Genomic DNA, 14926 nt, shown 5'->3' on the forward strand with positions numbered 1-14926 from the left:
TGATCTTCACCCATGGCGGCTGCGATGCTCTGGCTCAAGCGTTGGAACTTCATCGAGCGGGCGCGGCTGGAGCGTGAGCTCTGGGATGCCTTTGAGGCGGGTGACGACATCGAGGCGATGGTTGAGCAGCTGCGCAGCTCCCTGGCGGAGGCCCCCGCAGCCACTCCGGCTGCTGCTGACGGCGGCTTCCGGCTTGAAGTGTGGGAGACCACCCGGGTGCGCATCCGCCGGATTGAAACGCTGATGAAGGATCGAGCGCCGGTGGAGCCTCCGAAAGCCCCACCGCGCTGAGCTTTCAAGTGAATCAGGCGGGATTCAGCGCCGGATCCACTCGGTGCTGCCATCGGGGCGGTCGATCAACTCGATGCCTTCAGCGCGCAGCTGATCGCGGATGGCATCGGCATCTGGGTAGCGCTTCTGCTGCCGGGCGGCCAGTCGCTCGCTGATCAGGGCCTGAATCACTTCCGGCTCAGGGCCAGTGGCAGCCTCGGCAGCGCTGCTGGGGCCGGCTTCCGGCTCCAGGCCGAGAACGCCGCTGAGTTGCTGCAGCAGCTGCCAGCGTCCTTGCTGGGCACGATCTTCGCCGCTGGCCTCCGATCCACGCTCGAGCCGCCGGGACAGGGCCCGCAGGGGACGGGCGAGCTCGAACAGCACCGCAAGTGCTGCGGAGGTGTTGAGATCGTCATCGAGGGCGTCGATGAATCCCTGGCGGCTGGCTTCCAGCCCCATGCCCTGCTCAGATTCAGCCTCACAGGCAGGGTCAGGTACCCCAGAGGCAGGAACAGCAGCGGCTGCGCCCAGCCAGCCAAGCTCCGCAGTGAAGGTGGGATTCAGGCCCAGCTGGAGCGCTTCGTTCAGCCCGTGCCAGCCGGTGGCGGCGGCCTCCAAGGCTTCACGGGTGAAATCGAGGGGTTTGCGGTAGTGGGCCTGGAGCACGAACAGCCGCAGGGTCATCGGCGAGACGCCACTGGCCAGCAGTGATCGGATTGTGGTGAAGTTGCCGAGCGATTTCGACATCTTTTCCCCATCCACGTTCACCATGCCGTTGTGCAACCAGAAGCGTGCCAGTGGTTCAGCGTTGGCCGCTTCCGACTGGGCGATTTCATTCTCATGGTGGGGAAAGATCAGGTCGGCTCCCCCCAGATGAATGTCGATGGTGTTGCCCAGTTCCTGGCGCACCATCGCCGAACATTCGATGTGCCATCCGGGCCGGCCGGGACCCCACGGGGAGGGAAAACTGGGTTCTCCAGGCTTGACGCCTTTCCAGAGGGCGAAGTCAAAGGGATGACGCTTGCGGGATTCCTCGTCGCTGTTGAGCCTGCCGCTGGCGCCCTCCTGCTGTTCACTGAGGCTGCGACCACTCAGTTTGCCGTAATCAGGCTGGCCCATTACGGCGAAATAGACATCGCCATCAGCGGAATAGGCCGCACCGGAAGCTTCCAGCTCTCCGATCATGGCGCGAATGGCATCCAGGCATTGGGTTGCCCGGGGGACCCTGTCGGGGGGGAGGATGTTCAGTGCCGCCATGTCCTCCTGGAAGGCGACGATGTTGCTCTCGCTCACTTCCTGCATCGAGCGACCTTCCTTGGCGGCCCGCTGCAGGATCTTGTCGTCGATATCGGTGATGTTCTGAACGAACGTCACCCGGTAACCGCTCCAGATCAGATATCTGCGCAGCACATCCCAGACGATGTAGCTGCGGGCATGGCCCAGATGGCAGAGGTCATAAACCGTGACCCCGCAGCAATAGATCGAAACCTCACCGGGAACCAGAGGCTGAAAAGACTCGGTTCGCCTGGTGAGGGTGTTGGTGAGCCGCAGGGACAAGGCCAGCCGTTAGAGGGTGATGGCACCGTAAGGGGTCATAGCGCTGACCCTGCGGTCAGGCGATCACCACAGGCCGCGCACGGGAACTTCCTGTAGTGCAGGGCGGGCCACCTGGTAGGTGCAGGCTGGATCGGAGACCCTGAACCCCTGAGCCAGAAGTGGATCCTTGATCACGCTGTCCTGGGTGATGGTGGCCGTGACCGCACTGAGGGTGCGTGGCTTCAGGCAACTGGGAAGGTCGGCAAGATCAGCGGCAAAGGCTGGAGCCACGAGAGTGCCGAACGCAATTGCACCGATGCTGAGAATCCTGACCATGACTGAACGGCTTGTCGAACTGACCAAACTGTAATCGGTCAAACCAGAAGCGAACACTCTGGGGGGCAAGCACATCAGGACTTACCCCCAGAGATGCCCATGATCCGCTCAACCTGACCAGTGCGGATTGTGGATGCTCAGCGGGAGACGGGATTGCTTCCCCCACCATCGCCACCGCCACCACTAAAGCAGCCACCAATGGCGCAGCCGATCACACCTACCCCGAGGATGGCCAGTGGGATCCAGTAAGGGAAGGAACTAGTGGTTGGTGGTGCAATAAACCCACATGGGCTGGTTTTTCTGGACATGGTGGTGGCCGCCTTGGCCAGCTGGAAGCAGCAGGGAGTGATCCGCTGCGGTAGGGCGTAGGGGCCATCGGGCAAGAGCGCACATAGGGTCTCACCGTCTCGGAGACCCCGATCGTGTTTGATCGTGAGGGTGAGCCGATCCTCTGAAATGCTGACGTTGGGCGAATTCAGGGGGATGCTCTCCACTTCTTCGCCATTCTGGGCATCGCCGGCCGTGGAACTGCGCCGACGAATCGAGATGTTGCCGGTGAGGTTGAGAGGAAGTGGACTGGCGTAGCGGATCTCGAAATCTTCGTCGCCTGAGAGCAGATAGGTCACATCGTTCTGGTCCCCATCGTTGGGATCGGCCTGGCTGAGCAGCTGGCCGTCGCTGGCCAGCGACGGTGGCGCAGGAGATCCATACAGGCTCGGATCAAGTCCCGGAAGGGCTCTGACCCCTTCGGCATTGACACGAACGAGATTGACCGAAGCTCCGGGAAAAGCCTGAACCGGCAAGGCACTGACCGTGAAAGCGGAAAGAACAGCCAAGGGAAGAGCGGAACGCATGCAAGCTGTCCTGAGACTTGAATGATCGAGCCATTATGCTCTGCTGACCAGGTATTCAACAGTGGCCTTCAAGACACTCTTGGCCAAAGTCCCGTGGTCTGGGTTGAGGGGGCGGTGGCCGTCTGGCTGATCATGGTGTGATGGCCAAAAAAAACCTGGGCCGACCTCATGGTCAACCCAGGTGATGGAGAGGTTGGTGAGCTCAGAGGATCAAGCCAAGAGCGTCAGCGGGACACATTGTTGTCGCCACCGCCACCGCCACCGCTGTCACCGCTGTCAAAGCAGCCGGCGATCGCGCAGATGCCAACTCCCAGTCCTAGGCCTACAGGAATTATCCACCAGGGGAATGGATTGGCAGGGGCTGCCGCCTCCGGGAGGACGACGGCCTTGGCGACCGTGAAGCAACAGGGTGTATCCCGTGTGGGAAGGTTGCTGGGCCCATCGGGAAGCAGGGCGCAGATCACCTCCCCATCAGTAATGGTGGATTCCGGATTGATCGTGATCGTGCGGCGATCACTGGAAAAACTGACGCGATTGGAATTGAGGAATATGCGCTCCACCTCCTCACCGGTTGACTTGTTGCGAACAGAGATGTAATCGGTGCTTGAAAACTGGGGCAGGGGACCTAGGTAGCGGATCTCCAGGTCTTCGGTGCCGGTGAGCAGCACCGTGACATCTCGATCCGACTGATTGTCACCAGACGCCTGACTGATCAGCTCAACCGTCCCGGGAGCTGAAGGGGGGACCTGGATTGAAGGGGGCTGTAGGCCGGGCAGGGCGGTGACCCCATCCCCGTTCACGCGCACAAGATTGACACTGGCACCTGGGAAGGCCCGGACGGGTAGGGCGCTGACCGAAAATGCTGTGGCCGTTGCCAAGGCAAGGGGAACAGTAAAACGCATGTGCTGTGTAAATCAAGAACCAATCACATCAGAATTTAAGTGCAGCTTCAAGAACAAGAAGCGTCTGGACACAAACCAGATGAAGAACTGTCCACCTGCGCTGTAGTTGGCGCTACAGCGCAAAACTCGGCCTCATCTGGCTATTTTTGACGCGGAGGGGATTTGCCATGAAGTTGAAGTACATGCTTCCGTAATGAGCATGTGCTGAAATATAAAATTTATATAGATTGCTGGATTCGTCGATATCTCAGAAAGACATTGTCAGCCGGCCGTAGTACCTGGGTTCGCATGGGTTGGTGGTGCAGAGCCCATCGAGGTAGCTGGGAGTGTTGCCGAGGAAGTCCGTGGCGTACAGCGAGAAGGTGAGGGGGAGGTCTTTGATGGGGCGCACCGACAGCCCCGCCCCGATGCCATAGCCAAACCATTCGTAGCCGATGGAAACCTGGCTGCCCATGTGAAGGGTCAGGGCGCCGATCGGACCCCAGAAGCAGTCGGTGCCGGTGGGGTAGTTAAGGCTGCTGACGTTGTTGCCGCTCAGGCAGTTGGTGGAGCCCAGGGTGCCATTGCCTGCATAGCCGTAGAAGTCTGAGCCGATGCCGGCGGTGGCGACAAGAAGGATGGGATTCTGGCCGCGGCTGAAGGGGATGGCCTGGGAGAGCACCAGATAAAAGTTCCGGCCCAGGTCGGTGGTGTTGTCGAGCTGGATGATGTGTTCACCGCCAAAGGCCAACCCGGTGGTGGGGGTGATGTTCACTGCTGTGCGGAAACCGATGCTCTGGCCGGCGAACACACCGGTGCCCCGGTTGCGGCTGGTGAGGCTCTGGATGGTGTATTGGAAGCCAAGGCTGGCATACTCACCCTTGAAGGGGGTGATGTCGAGATAAGCCTCGGAGTCGGCGCAGTCGATCCAGTCGCCGCCAGGTGCCACGCGGCAGGAGCGGGTGCGGCTGGTGCCGGTGAGGGTGGTGGAGACGGTGAACTCCGGGTCCTGGGCAAAACCGTTGGGCACGTTCAGCCCGGTGTCGGGATAGGGATCTCCATTGACAGTGATCCCTCGGGCCAGGCCGCGAACCTTCGGCCAGATCGGTGCTGGCTGCTCGGGCAAGTATGGAGGCTCTGGCCTGGCATCGCCGTTGGCGAGGGCGATGGATGAATCCAGCACCTGATCCTCTGGTACCAGGTACCAGCGAAGGGTGGTTTCCCTGGCCAACAATTGCCCGAAAATCCCCGCACCTGGGTTGGCTGAGCCGACAGGAGCGGAAAAGGCCAGGCTGCCGTCATCAAAGGGGACGATCTCCCAGTTCAGGCTGCGCTCAGGGTTTGCTGCGATCGCGGTAGTGGGCGCGTTCGGCAGTGGCAACACTGGTTGAAGCGGTGGCGAGTTCGGCGGGACAGCTTCCCAGACGAGGCTTTGCGCTGGCCTGGCAGGAGCGGTGTCGGGTGCTTCAGCCCTGAGTATGGGCACCGCCACCGGCGGCGGCGGTTGGCTGGGGGTGACCACCACCGGAGGTGGGGGGCTCGGTAGGTCCCAGACCAGGGTCTGAGCCTCCAACGCTGGAGCGGTGATCACGCCCATTGAGGTCAGCAGGCTGAGCCATGGAGTGAAGTTCGATCCAGGCAGCCGGTCGGACAAATCGACGATGTCAAATTGATGTCATGTCAATGTATCGGTGATGGCCAGTTGATGACTGGCCCTCAACCGCCACCTTTTCAACCGGTTCGTGGCAACATTCGCCTTACTGTCCGTCCGAAGTGATGGCGAGCTTGAGTGTGGAACTGGTGGGGAAGCGTTGGGCACTGCCCTTAACAGTCTTGGTTGGCCTCTCCAGCTTGCTGACTCCTGTGGTGCTGGCGGAGCCGCTCCAGGGTTCGTTGGCCCAGGCTGAGGCCATGCCTGGTGCCAGCGACGCCATGCTTCAGGACGACGCCTACATCCTCGGATCCGGTGATGGCCTCAGTCTGAAATTTCTCGCCGTTTCGGACCTGAGCGGTTCCATCGACATCCTCAACGACGGCACGGCCTCTCTGCCCCTGCTGGGCAGCGTCAGGCTCTCGGGACTGACCCTCTCCCAGGCCACCCTCTGGCTGGAGTCGCTTTACAGGAACCAGCTGCAACGGCCTGATCTGCAGCTGAGCGTGGTGCGTCCCAGGCCTCTGCGCGTCGCTGTGATCGGCGAGGTGGAGCTTCCCGGCCTCTACACGCTCACCAACTCGGAAGGTTCCCTGACCCAGGCGTCGGTGTCCATCAGTGGCCTCCCTACGCTGGTGGATGCGATCCAGAAGGCGGGCGGGATCACGTCGATGGCGAACCTGCGCCGGGTGGTGGTGCAGCGGCGCCTGCCTGGCGCCGACTCCCGCTTCAAGCGCGCACGTGTCGACCTGCTGGCGCTGGTGCGCGACGGCGACCAGCTCCAGAATCCCCTGCTCTTTGATGGGGACACGATCAAGCTGGAGCGGGTTGCCCAGGAGGATGCCAGCAATTCGGCCGAGCTGGCGGCCACAACACTGGCCCCCAAGGAAATCACTGTAAATATCATTGGCGAGGTGAAATCCCCTGGCCGCACTCAGGTGCCAGCGAGCACACCGCTGATGCAAGCGATCATGGTGGCCGGTGGTGTACAAACCTGGCGGGCCAAGACCTCAAAGCTGGAACTGGTACGGCTCAACCGCAACGGTTCCGTTATGCGCCGCACCTATCCGCTTGATTTCAACCAGGGGGTTTCGATCGCCAAAAATCCACCGCTGGTGGACGGCGACACGGTGATCGTCAACCGCAGCCGATATGCGATCAGCACCGACGCCATCGGGGCCGTCAGCCAGCCACTCAGCGGTCTGGTCAATGTCTTGACCCTGTTCCGCCTGCTCGATAGCAACAACAACTGAGCCTGCATGCGCATCACCTGGTTGTTGAGGGATGAACTGGCGGTGGGAACTGCCCCTTGCAGTGTTGACGATCTCAATCTGCTCGAAAGTCATGGCGTCAGGAATGTAGTCAGCCTTTGTGCTGTTGAGGAGGCGCCGCCGCCCGGTGGAATGGCCGAGCGTTTTCGTTGTGTTCGGCTGCCCCTGCCGGACCACCGCCACCAATGCGCACCAACGGCGCAGCAGCTGGGTGCGGTGCTTGCCCAACTGGCAAATCTGCGCCGCCACGGGCCGATCTACCTCCATTGCGTGGCCGGTATCGAGCGCTCACCCCTCGTGGGCATGGCCTGGTTGATCCACAGCCGACGCATGGGCTGGCAAGACGCACTTGACTACGTGCAGCAGACCCATCCCGGAACCAGCCCCCTGCCCGAGCATCTCTCTGCTCTGCGCAGTGTGGCGTTCCTGTCACCAGCATTCGATACCCACATCTCAGCTGTAGCCTGATTTCATGGCCGAGGGGCCGAGGGGATCGAGTCGTTTGAGCCCTGCTCACGACCACCCGACCATCAGCGAATGGTGTGTCCACCGTGGCCGTGATCAGCTTTGAGGAACAGCTGGATCGCCCAGCTGCCTAGATGGTCGCCATCTGGAGGATCAGGGTGTGGATATCTGACTGGATACCTGACCCAGCCGGTCTGATCCTGCTCAGCTCAGCTCGCCCCTGGCTGCAGGGTGGGGTTGTAAGTGTGGCTGGTGAGATTGCGGCTGCGGATCATTGCTATCCACACGTTTTCGCTGCCCGGTCTTAGCAAATCCCTCACCACAGCCTCCCGCACCGCATCCCTCGAACCACTTCCTCACCAGCCTGCGCACCACCCCAGAAGCACTGCTGCAATGAGGACGCCCACCGCAACCGGGGGAATGCCGCCCGATCGAGGGCCGAGCAGCTCTGGGATCCGGAACGGGTGGCAGGGTTATATGCGCAGGTGCTCGAGGAGGCTATGGAACTCTCCAGGCCAACCTCGCTACGCTGAAAACCCTCGGCCGGCTTGCGGTGATGACCCTCAGCACCACCTCAGCCACCACTACCTCCCCGTTCGATGCTTTGGCGCCCCTGCGGTTGCCTGCCGAACTCCGTCTCACACCCGAGCAGTTTGAGCAGGTTTGCGAGGAAAACCGCGAGGCGGTGCTGGAGCTGGCCGCCGATGGCCGCCTGATCGCGATGACCCCAACCGGAAGCGAAACAAGCAGTCGCAACAGCGAGCTTGTGTTTCAGCTGAAGTGCTTCGCCAGGGCAAGCGGAGGCTGGAAAGTTTTCGAGAGCTCCGGCGGGTTCCTGCTTCCGGATGGCTCTGTGGTCAGCCCGGACGCGTCGCTGGTGCATCTCAACCGCTGGCGGGCCCTCACGCCTGAGCAGCAGCGGCGCTTTGCCCCTCTCTGTCCGGATCTCGTGGTTGAGCTGGCCAGCCCGGGCGACGACGGCCCTCGGGGCCTCAGCGCCCTACGCAAAAAGATGGCTGCCTACCAGGCCAATGGCGCCCGCCTCGGTTGGCTGCTTCTGCCCGATGAACGAGCTGTAGAGATCTGGCCTGCCAGCGGTCAGCCCCAGCGGATCGAATATGCTCAGGAGCTGGCTGCCAGCACCGAGTTCCCTGGGTTGCGACTGAAGCTGGCGGAGATCTGGGCTGCGTGAGATCGCTATGGCTCAGAGGAATTGGTTGCCCCTGAAGCAACTGAAGGCCCTGGAGTAAGTCCAGCTCTATGGGGTTGTCCAAGCCTGCAGTGCTGATTGGTTGTTGATGGGCGATCTCCGAGCCTTCGGGCAGTTGATGAATGCCCTGAGCTCACCGGTGGTTTGCTTAGTCAGACGGTTGCCTGCCCGGTGAGCTGAACAGCCTTTGATCTCTGAATGTGACTCCTCCCTGAGCCGCCAAGCTTCCCAGAACAGATCGACCACGCCGTAGGATGCCTGTGCTCTCAGACAAGCTGTTCTTCTGGTTGTTTCAGGGCAGCCCCGACCGGATTCTCTCGCTGCTTGATGGGCTACCTGCTGATGCCGCTGGCTACACCTTCTCGGCGCCTGTTCTCAAACAGCGGGAATACCGCCTTGATGGCCTGTTTCTGCCCCCGGCCAACCGCCCTTATCTGCCGGCATTGATTCTGGAGGCCCAGATGGGGCCTGACCCAGTCTTCCTGCGACGCCTCTATGCCGAGACTGCACGGTTGCTGCAGCAGGAGCCGGAGATCACCAACTGGCGGGTGGTGGTGATCTCCCCATCGCGGCAGCTGAATTTCGGCCCAACGGAGCCGGTAGCTGAGTTTCTGGAGCGTCGGGTTAGCTGGGTGGAGCTGCAGCCCGAGTGCTGGTCTCAGGGGGCTGCTGATCAGTCTGGGGCGACGATCCCCCTGTTTCAGCGGCTCTTGGGGCTTCTTCTACAACCAGAGGAGCAGATCAAGGCCAGCAGCAGCCAGTTGCGCCAGCAGGCAGTTGGTACGGCAGCGGAGGCAGAGCTCGACGATGTGATCGCCGCTATTCTTGTTTCAGCTTTCCAAGCCGCTCAATCCCTGAGGTTTGCGCCATGGGCGGAATCGCCGTCGAAGACTTCACCCAAAGCCAGATCTACAAGGAGATCGTGGGCATCGGCATTGCCGAAGGCGAAGCCCGCGGTGAGGCCCGAGGCGAAGCCCGCGGTGAAGCCCGTGGCAAAGCAGAAGAAGCTGCCGTCGTCACCCTCCGCCTGCTGGCGCGCCGCTGCGGCCCCGTGAGCCCCGCGATTACCTCCCGCATCAAAGCTCTCCCCCTAGCGCAAGTTGAGGCACTGGCGGAAGCCCTGCTCGATTTCCAGGGCCCGGCCGACCTCGACGACTGGTTGGCTGCGCACGGTTGATCAGAGCCGTAGGACGCCTGTGCTCTCAGACAAGCTGTTCTTCTGGTTGTTTCAGGGCAGCCCCGACCGGATTCTCTCGCTGCTTGATGGGCTACCTGCTGATGCCGCTGGCTACACCTTCTCGGCGCCTGTTCTCAAACAGCGGGAATACCGCCTTGATGGCCTGTTTCTGCCCCCGGCCAACCGCCCTGATCTGCCGGCATTGATTCTGGAGGCCCAGATGGGGCCTGACCCAGTCTTCTTGCGGCGCCTCTATGCCGAGACTGCACGGTTGCTGCAGCAGGAGCCGGAGATCACCAACTGGCTGGTGGTGGTGATCACCCCATCGCGGCAGCTGAATTTCGGTCCGACGGCGCCGGTGGCCGAGTTTCTGGAGCGGCGGGTGAGCTGGGTGGAGCTGCAGCCGGAGCGAGGGCTGGCAACAGCGCCGCTGTTTCAGCGTCTGCTGCCCCTGCTTGTGCAACCGGAGGCTGAGATCTCAGTTGCTGTGGGCGATCTGCGCCGGGTAACGCCCCCTGCAGCTACGGGTGGGGAGCAGGCTGATCTGCTCAAGCTGATCCCTACTATTCTGACTGCACGGTTTAACGATCGCCCAATTGAGGAGATCTGTGCCATGGCTGGCATCACGGTCGAGGATTTCACCCAGAGCGTTGCGTATCGACAAATCTTTGGCCTGGGCAAAGCCGAGGGCAAAGCTGAAGGAGAGGCTCGCGGTGAAGCCCGTGGCAAGGCAGAAGAGGCTGCCGTCGTCACCCTCCGCCTGCTGGCCCGCCGCTGCGGCCCCCTGAGCCCCGCCATAACCGCCCGCATCGAAGCCCTACCCCTGGAGCAGGTTGAGGCCCTGGCGGAAGCCCTGCTCGATTTCCAGGGACCAGCCGACCTCGACGACTGGCTCGCAGCCCACGATTGATCAGAACCAGCGCTCATGCGGCTGCAGATCGTGGTGGAGCACCTGAAGGCCCTGGTGTAAGCCCAGCTCTACGGATGTCTTGGTGAGCACCATCCTTGTCGTGAAAGTGATGGACCACCAACCGTGGGAGGAACATCACCACCCACCCTGTGGCGTAGGTGTTCGGAGAATCCTTAACCCCCCCGCCGCTCCCCGAGGGCAAAGGGCTGGAAGGAGGCGGTGATGCCGAACTCCTGGGCGAACTCAAGCACGCGGCACCAGGCCCGGTCGTCGCGCATGATGCCCCGCAGGATCACCGGTGAATTGCCCCCCTGCAGGGCCATCTCGAAGAGTGGGTGGCCGATCGAGGCCTGCACTCCATCCTCCCGGTAGGTGGGGGCGATGTCGGTGCTGCCGATCATCACGCGCCGCTGGCCTGAATTCCACTCGTAGGGGATGTCGTAGAGGCTGAGCAGATCGACCACCAGCGCCCAGGAGCTGCCGTTCGCGTCGATCTCCACCGCCAGGCTGCTGCCGCGGGCAAGCATCGAGGTGGTGCGACGGAAGGCCAGTGGTGGCTGGCCAGCGCTTGGTTTGGTCTCGCCGCGCATCAGCGAGCGGATCCGGCCTCTTAGTTCCTCGCCAGCATCGGTGGGGCCGCCCTTGCGCAGTTGCATGAAATCCCAGCGTTCGCCGCTGCCGCCCCAGGCCACCGGGCCGTAGTTGTCGTGCAGGATGCGGCCATCGCGATTGGAAGCGGCCTCGGCGTGGGTCATCACCCGCTCGATGTTGATGTCTTCGGGCCGCCACTGCCAGCTGCTGGCGAGATCTGCCACCTCCTGGCACATGGCCGCGATCTGGACCTCGGTGGGCGGGATCGTCCATGGATCGGGGCTGCCGCCCATGCAGGCGCAGGAAATCCCCACAGCATTGCTGTTGCGCCGCCAGGTGTGGGCGTTGAGATCGATGGTGTAGGAATGCAGCCGGTGCAGATGACCATCACCCGCCACGATCGTGTGATACATCCCCCGGCGCACCCAGGTGTAGGGGGTGGCACTCCAGTGAAGATAGATGGTGGGGGCCATTGAAGCGGCGGCTGATTAGTTCGTTGGACGGAGAGTAGCGAGAGCCGGTGATCTCTGCTCTGATCCTGGCAATGCCTGCCCATCGGTGATCCCACCGTCAGGATGTTAACTCTTTCAGAGCTCTTCACCTGGTGCGCAGCGAGAGCTGTTTGGCATTGCGGAGCTTCGATTGTGTCCTGCTGCGATCGGCCACGGAGCTCAGGTGACGCCTTGGAACCAGACCGGCATCTGAGGGGGGAGAGCTTGTGCTCGCTCTGGCCCGGCGGGAAGCGGCTGTAATGATCTCCCCACACCACATATGGTGTCTCCAATACCTAAATTCCAAATCGTGTCGGTGGCTTTCCCCTTGTGCTCGCCGCCCCGACAGGCTGAAGTAATTATCCTTGCCTTGCTGCAGGGTGATCAGATCGGCAGGGCGTCAAGTTGGTCTGGATCGGAAGACACGGGGATGGGAAAAGATCCATTACCGTAGACAACATCCCATGCCGACAGGTCAGCCAGCGCTACTGGGTCAGACTTTTAATAGGTCCTGGCTTGAATCCCGGCACTTCTGAGACGCTTGAGCCCTACTCGCGTCAGGACCAACACTGGTAGGAGTGGTGTGTCCAGCCACTCCAGCCGCGCCGCCAATTTTGCGGTGTGCGCGTGAGCAGGATCAGCTCGCCCCTGGCTGCTCCCACAGCACCACCCCTGCCCTGGCGATGCCCTCCAGGAGGGTGGGGTGATCGATCAGATGCTGGAGCTGCAGATCGATCCGCCAGGGCAGGAGCAGATCATCCAGCTCGGCGCCGAGCAGCAGCAGCTCGCCCAGGGCCGGGGCCTCCAGGCACAGGTCGATGACGGATCCGGAGCGATGCTGACCCAGCGCCCGTGATCCTCTCCAGCACCTGGGTCGTGACATCATCCGGAAGGCCAGGGATGCCGGCCTCGATCGGTCTGTGGAGGCTGTCAACGCTGCCTGGCCCGCTCCGCCATCTCATCATGCAGAGCCTGCAGCTCCAGCCCATACCTTCAACAGCTGCCAGCGCACATCCGCTTCCACCATGGTTGATGCAGTCCCCATCACCTCAGTGAGTCTGGCCCACGCCGTTGAGGCGAGGGCTTCGGCTGGATGTGGCTGAGATCTGGCTGAGCTGAACCACCCCAGACCAATTCCTGTTTCCTCTTGCACGTTCATCCTTCCCTCAGCCCCCGCCTGATTCAACGACTGCTCCGTCGTCTGGTGCGACCCCTGTTGGGCGAGTTCCTCGATCCGCGGCCGGCGTCGCGGTTGATCCGTGCCACGGCACGGCAGGAGTGGAAGCTGCTGGCCCTGCATCTGGGCACCACCGTGGTGGGTGCCCTCACCGAGGGGGTCACCCTGGCGGTGATCTTTCTGGCGGTGGAGATTCTCTCCAGGCCCGCCGGGGCCACATGGGCTGCCAATCCACTCACGAGCCGCGTTCCGCTGCTGCCTGGTCTTCTCGAAGCCTTGCCGCGGACACCCCTGTTCCTGATCTTCCTGGCGGTGGCGGTGCTGATGCAGGCCATCCAGGGGCTGATGAGCTACCTGAGCGGCGTGAGCCTTGGGGATTTCTCGGCCCGCTGCCGCAGCTCGATCACCGCCCTGATCCACAGACAGATCCTCGACTTCAGCTATGCCTGCGCCAGCCGCTACCGGGTCGGAGATCTTCTGAACCATGCCGCCAACGGTCCCGCGGCGGTGCAAGGACAGATCGAGCTGACGGGTCAGTTGCTGATTCAGGGTCTGCTGATTGCCCTGTATTCGCTCGTGCTGGTGAGCCTTTCGCCCTGGCTGGTGCTGGTGGCGGTCGGCCTGGCGGCGGCGATCGTGCTGGTTCAGCGTGTGTTGCTGCCGCGCATCCGGCGGGGATCTCATCGCCTCACCATGATCGAGGTGGAGATCTCGAGCCGGGTCACCGAGGACATCCAGGGGCTGCGGCTGTTGCACAGCGCTGGCCGGCTGGATGCCGCCGATCACGCGTTGCGGGCCCGCATGGGCGAGCTCGAAGCCGTGATGCGCCGGCAGAATCGGCTCTCGCAGGTGGTGGGGCCGTTCTCAGCTTTTCTGCCGATCGCGGCGATCGCCGTGCTCGGGGCGGTGAGCCTGCTGGCGTTCGGCAGCCGCAATACGGGGGTGTTGCCCAGCCTGGTGACGTTCGTGCTGGCGTTGCAGAGGCTGAATGTGCGGCTGGGCGGCATGGCGGGCACCTTCACTTCGCTGAGCAGGAACGCCGCGGAACTCGATCGGCTCAATGAGATCCTCAAGCCTGATGGCAAGGACTTTCGCCGGCGTGGCGGAGTGCGCTTCCACGGGCTGCAGCGAGAGATCCGCTTCGAGGCGGTGGGATTGCGCTACAACCCTGATCTGGCCCCGGCCCTGACGGATCTCGAGCTGACGATTCCCAAGGGCCGGACCGTGGCACTGGTGGGGGCAAGCGGCGCGGGCAAGAGTTCGATCGCCGATCTGCTGGTGGGCCTCTATGCCCCCACCTGCGGCCGGATCCTGATCGACGGCACCGATATGGCAGACCTGGATCTTTCCAGCTGGCAACAACGGCTGGGAGTGGTGAGCCAGGACACCTTCCTCTTCAACGATTCCCTGGCCGCGAACATCTCGTTCGGCTGCCCCGAGGCAACACAAGCAGCGATCGAGGCGGCGGCGGCCCTGGCCCAGGCGGCCGGCTTCATCGAGGCGCTGCCCGCTGGGTATGACACGCTCGTCGGTGAGAGGGGCTACCTGCTCAGTGGCGGCCAGCGGCAGCGCATCAGCCTGGCGCGGGCGATTCTGCGCAACCCGGAGCTGCTGATCCTCGATGAGGCCACCAGCGCGCTGGACAGTCAGAGTGAGCGGTTAGTGCAGCAGGCGATCGAGCAGTTCGAACGGCAACATACAGTGCTTGTGATTGCCCATCGACTGAGCACGATCGTTAATGCCGATCAGATCCTGGTGATTGAGCAGGGCCGGATTGTTGAGCGGGGCAAGCACGTTGAGCTTCTGGGAAAGGGCAGCCTCTATGCTGTGCTTTGGCAGCAGCAGGTGGGAGTTGCCAGACATAACAACTCTATGATTGTCTAGATATTTTTGATTCCTGAGGTAAAAGTAAAGGATCTGCAGCCGTTGCCTTGTTGGCGGAAATCAGACGGGAAACTACTTGAGGGCACCTCGAATAATCGGATAAATCGGCGTCAACAAGAAAGCAAGAACCAACTCAGCCCGGCATGCCACGGCTACACCAAGGGCCTTATCGCACAGATAAATATGTTCTCTAGTCCTTCGGGAAGTTCAGCCAGCGACGGC

15 protein-coding genes and 1 pseudogene are annotated in these 14926 nt (G+C 62.2%); 8 read left to right on the forward strand and 8 right to left on the reverse strand.

Going from position 1 to position 14926, the window contains the following annotated elements:
* The first annotated feature begins 24 nt into the window (after positions 1 to 24).
* Positions 25 to 291 (forward strand): hypothetical protein, encoded by a 267-nt coding sequence (locus tag CJZ82_RS15705; RefSeq protein ID WP_094556707.1) that lies wholly within the window; start codon positions 25 to 27, stop codon positions 289 to 291.
* Positions 292 to 315: 24 nt separating this feature from the next.
* Here CJZ82_RS15705 and cysS read toward each other — a convergent pair whose 3' ends face one another.
* From cysS to CJZ82_RS15730, 5 genes are all read right to left on the reverse strand, one after another.
* Positions 316 to 1827, reverse strand: a complete 1512-nt coding sequence (gene cysS / locus CJZ82_RS15710; RefSeq protein ID WP_198949812.1) for a cysteine--tRNA ligase — start codon at positions 1825 to 1827, stop codon at positions 316 to 318.
* 63 nt (positions 1828 to 1890) lie between these two features.
* A complete protein-coding gene (locus CJZ82_RS15715; RefSeq protein ID WP_094556691.1) occupies positions 1891 to 2142 on the reverse strand; it encodes a hypothetical protein in 252 nt (83 codons plus the stop codon).
* Positions 2143 to 2279: 137 nt separating this feature from the next.
* Entirely contained in the window at positions 2280 to 2978 is a 699-nt protein-coding gene (locus CJZ82_RS15720) for a hypothetical protein (protein WP_143593711.1), read from the reverse strand.
* Between the two features lie 242 nt (positions 2979 to 3220).
* On the reverse strand, positions 3221 to 3898 hold the full coding sequence (locus tag CJZ82_RS15725) for a hypothetical protein (RefSeq protein ID WP_143593712.1): 678 nt from the start codon (positions 3896 to 3898) through the stop codon (positions 3221 to 3223).
* A gap of 247 nt (positions 3899 to 4145) precedes the next feature.
* Positions 4146 to 5474 carry a hypothetical protein gene (locus tag CJZ82_RS15730; RefSeq protein ID WP_143593713.1) on the reverse strand — a complete coding sequence of 443 codons (1329 nt, stop codon included), beginning with the start codon at positions 5472 to 5474 and terminating at the stop codon, positions 4146 to 4148.
* A 179-nt stretch (positions 5475 to 5653) separates the two neighbouring features.
* On the opposite strand from CJZ82_RS15730, the gene CJZ82_RS15735 reads away from it, so the two are divergent.
* Both CJZ82_RS15735 and CJZ82_RS15740 read left to right on the forward strand, forming a co-directional pair.
* Positions 5654 to 6781 carry an SLBB domain-containing protein gene (locus tag CJZ82_RS15735; protein WP_094556695.1) on the forward strand — a complete coding sequence of 376 codons (1128 nt, stop codon included), beginning with the start codon at positions 5654 to 5656 and terminating at the stop codon, positions 6779 to 6781.
* A 6-nt stretch (positions 6782 to 6787) separates the two neighbouring features.
* Complete coding sequence (locus tag CJZ82_RS15740) at positions 6788 to 7267, forward strand: dual specificity protein phosphatase family protein (RefSeq protein WP_094556696.1); 480 nt, start codon at positions 6788 to 6790, stop codon at positions 7265 to 7267.
* Between the two features lie 206 nt (positions 7268 to 7473).
* On the opposite strand, the pseudogene CJZ82_RS15745 reads toward CJZ82_RS15740, so the two are convergent.
* Positions 7474 to 7602 (reverse strand): annotated as a pseudogene (locus CJZ82_RS15745) (hypothetical protein); the annotation flags it as partial.
* A 218-nt stretch (positions 7603 to 7820) separates the two neighbouring features.
* On the opposite strand from CJZ82_RS15745, the gene CJZ82_RS15750 reads away from it, so the two are divergent.
* The 4 genes from CJZ82_RS15750 to CJZ82_RS15765 all read left to right on the forward strand — a co-directional run bounded on the left by CJZ82_RS15750 (position 7821) and on the right by CJZ82_RS15765 (position 10561).
* The gene (locus CJZ82_RS15750; protein ID WP_094556698.1) at positions 7821 to 8456 is read left to right on the forward strand and encodes a Uma2 family endonuclease; all 636 of its coding nucleotides are present in this window, start codon (positions 7821 to 7823) and stop codon (positions 8454 to 8456) included.
* A gap of 272 nt (positions 8457 to 8728) precedes the next feature.
* On the forward strand, positions 8729 to 9529 hold the full coding sequence (locus CJZ82_RS15755; protein ID WP_094556699.1) for a DUF2887 domain-containing protein: 801 nt from the start codon (positions 8729 to 8731) through the stop codon (positions 9527 to 9529).
* A complete protein-coding gene (locus CJZ82_RS18745) occupies positions 9505 to 9651 on the forward strand; it encodes a DUF4351 domain-containing protein (RefSeq protein ID WP_233130316.1) in 147 nt (48 codons plus the stop codon). Before CJZ82_RS15755 ends, CJZ82_RS18745 begins: the two co-directional genes overlap by 25 nt.
* A gap of 19 nt (positions 9652 to 9670) precedes the next feature.
* Positions 9671 to 10561, forward strand: coding sequence for a DUF2887 domain-containing protein (locus CJZ82_RS15765; RefSeq protein ID WP_158218607.1), 891 nt, complete (start codon positions 9671 to 9673; stop codon positions 10559 to 10561).
* 173 nt (positions 10562 to 10734) lie between these two features.
* Here the strand turns inward: CJZ82_RS15765 and CJZ82_RS15770 are convergent, their stop codons facing one another.
* Together CJZ82_RS15770 and CJZ82_RS15775 are read right to left on the reverse strand one after the other, a co-directional pair.
* Entirely contained in the window at positions 10735 to 11625 is an 891-nt protein-coding gene (locus tag CJZ82_RS15770) for an N-acetylmuramoyl-L-alanine amidase (protein WP_094556701.1), read from the reverse strand.
* A gap of 655 nt (positions 11626 to 12280) precedes the next feature.
* Entirely contained in the window at positions 12281 to 12526 is a 246-nt protein-coding gene (locus tag CJZ82_RS15775) for a hypothetical protein (protein ID WP_233130314.1), read from the reverse strand.
* 264 nt (positions 12527 to 12790) lie between these two features.
* Between CJZ82_RS15775 and CJZ82_RS15780 the strand changes: the two genes are divergently transcribed.
* Positions 12791 to 14704 carry an ABC transporter ATP-binding protein gene (locus CJZ82_RS15780; RefSeq protein ID WP_233130315.1) on the forward strand — a complete coding sequence of 638 codons (1914 nt, stop codon included), beginning with the start codon at positions 12791 to 12793 and terminating at the stop codon, positions 14702 to 14704.
* The last annotated feature ends 222 nt before the right edge of the window (positions 14705 to 14926 follow it).

The sequence above is a fragment of the Synechococcus sp. 1G10 genome, assembly GCF_002252625.1.
GTDB lineage: Bacteria > Cyanobacteriota > Cyanobacteriia > PCC-6307 > Cyanobiaceae > Regnicoccus_A.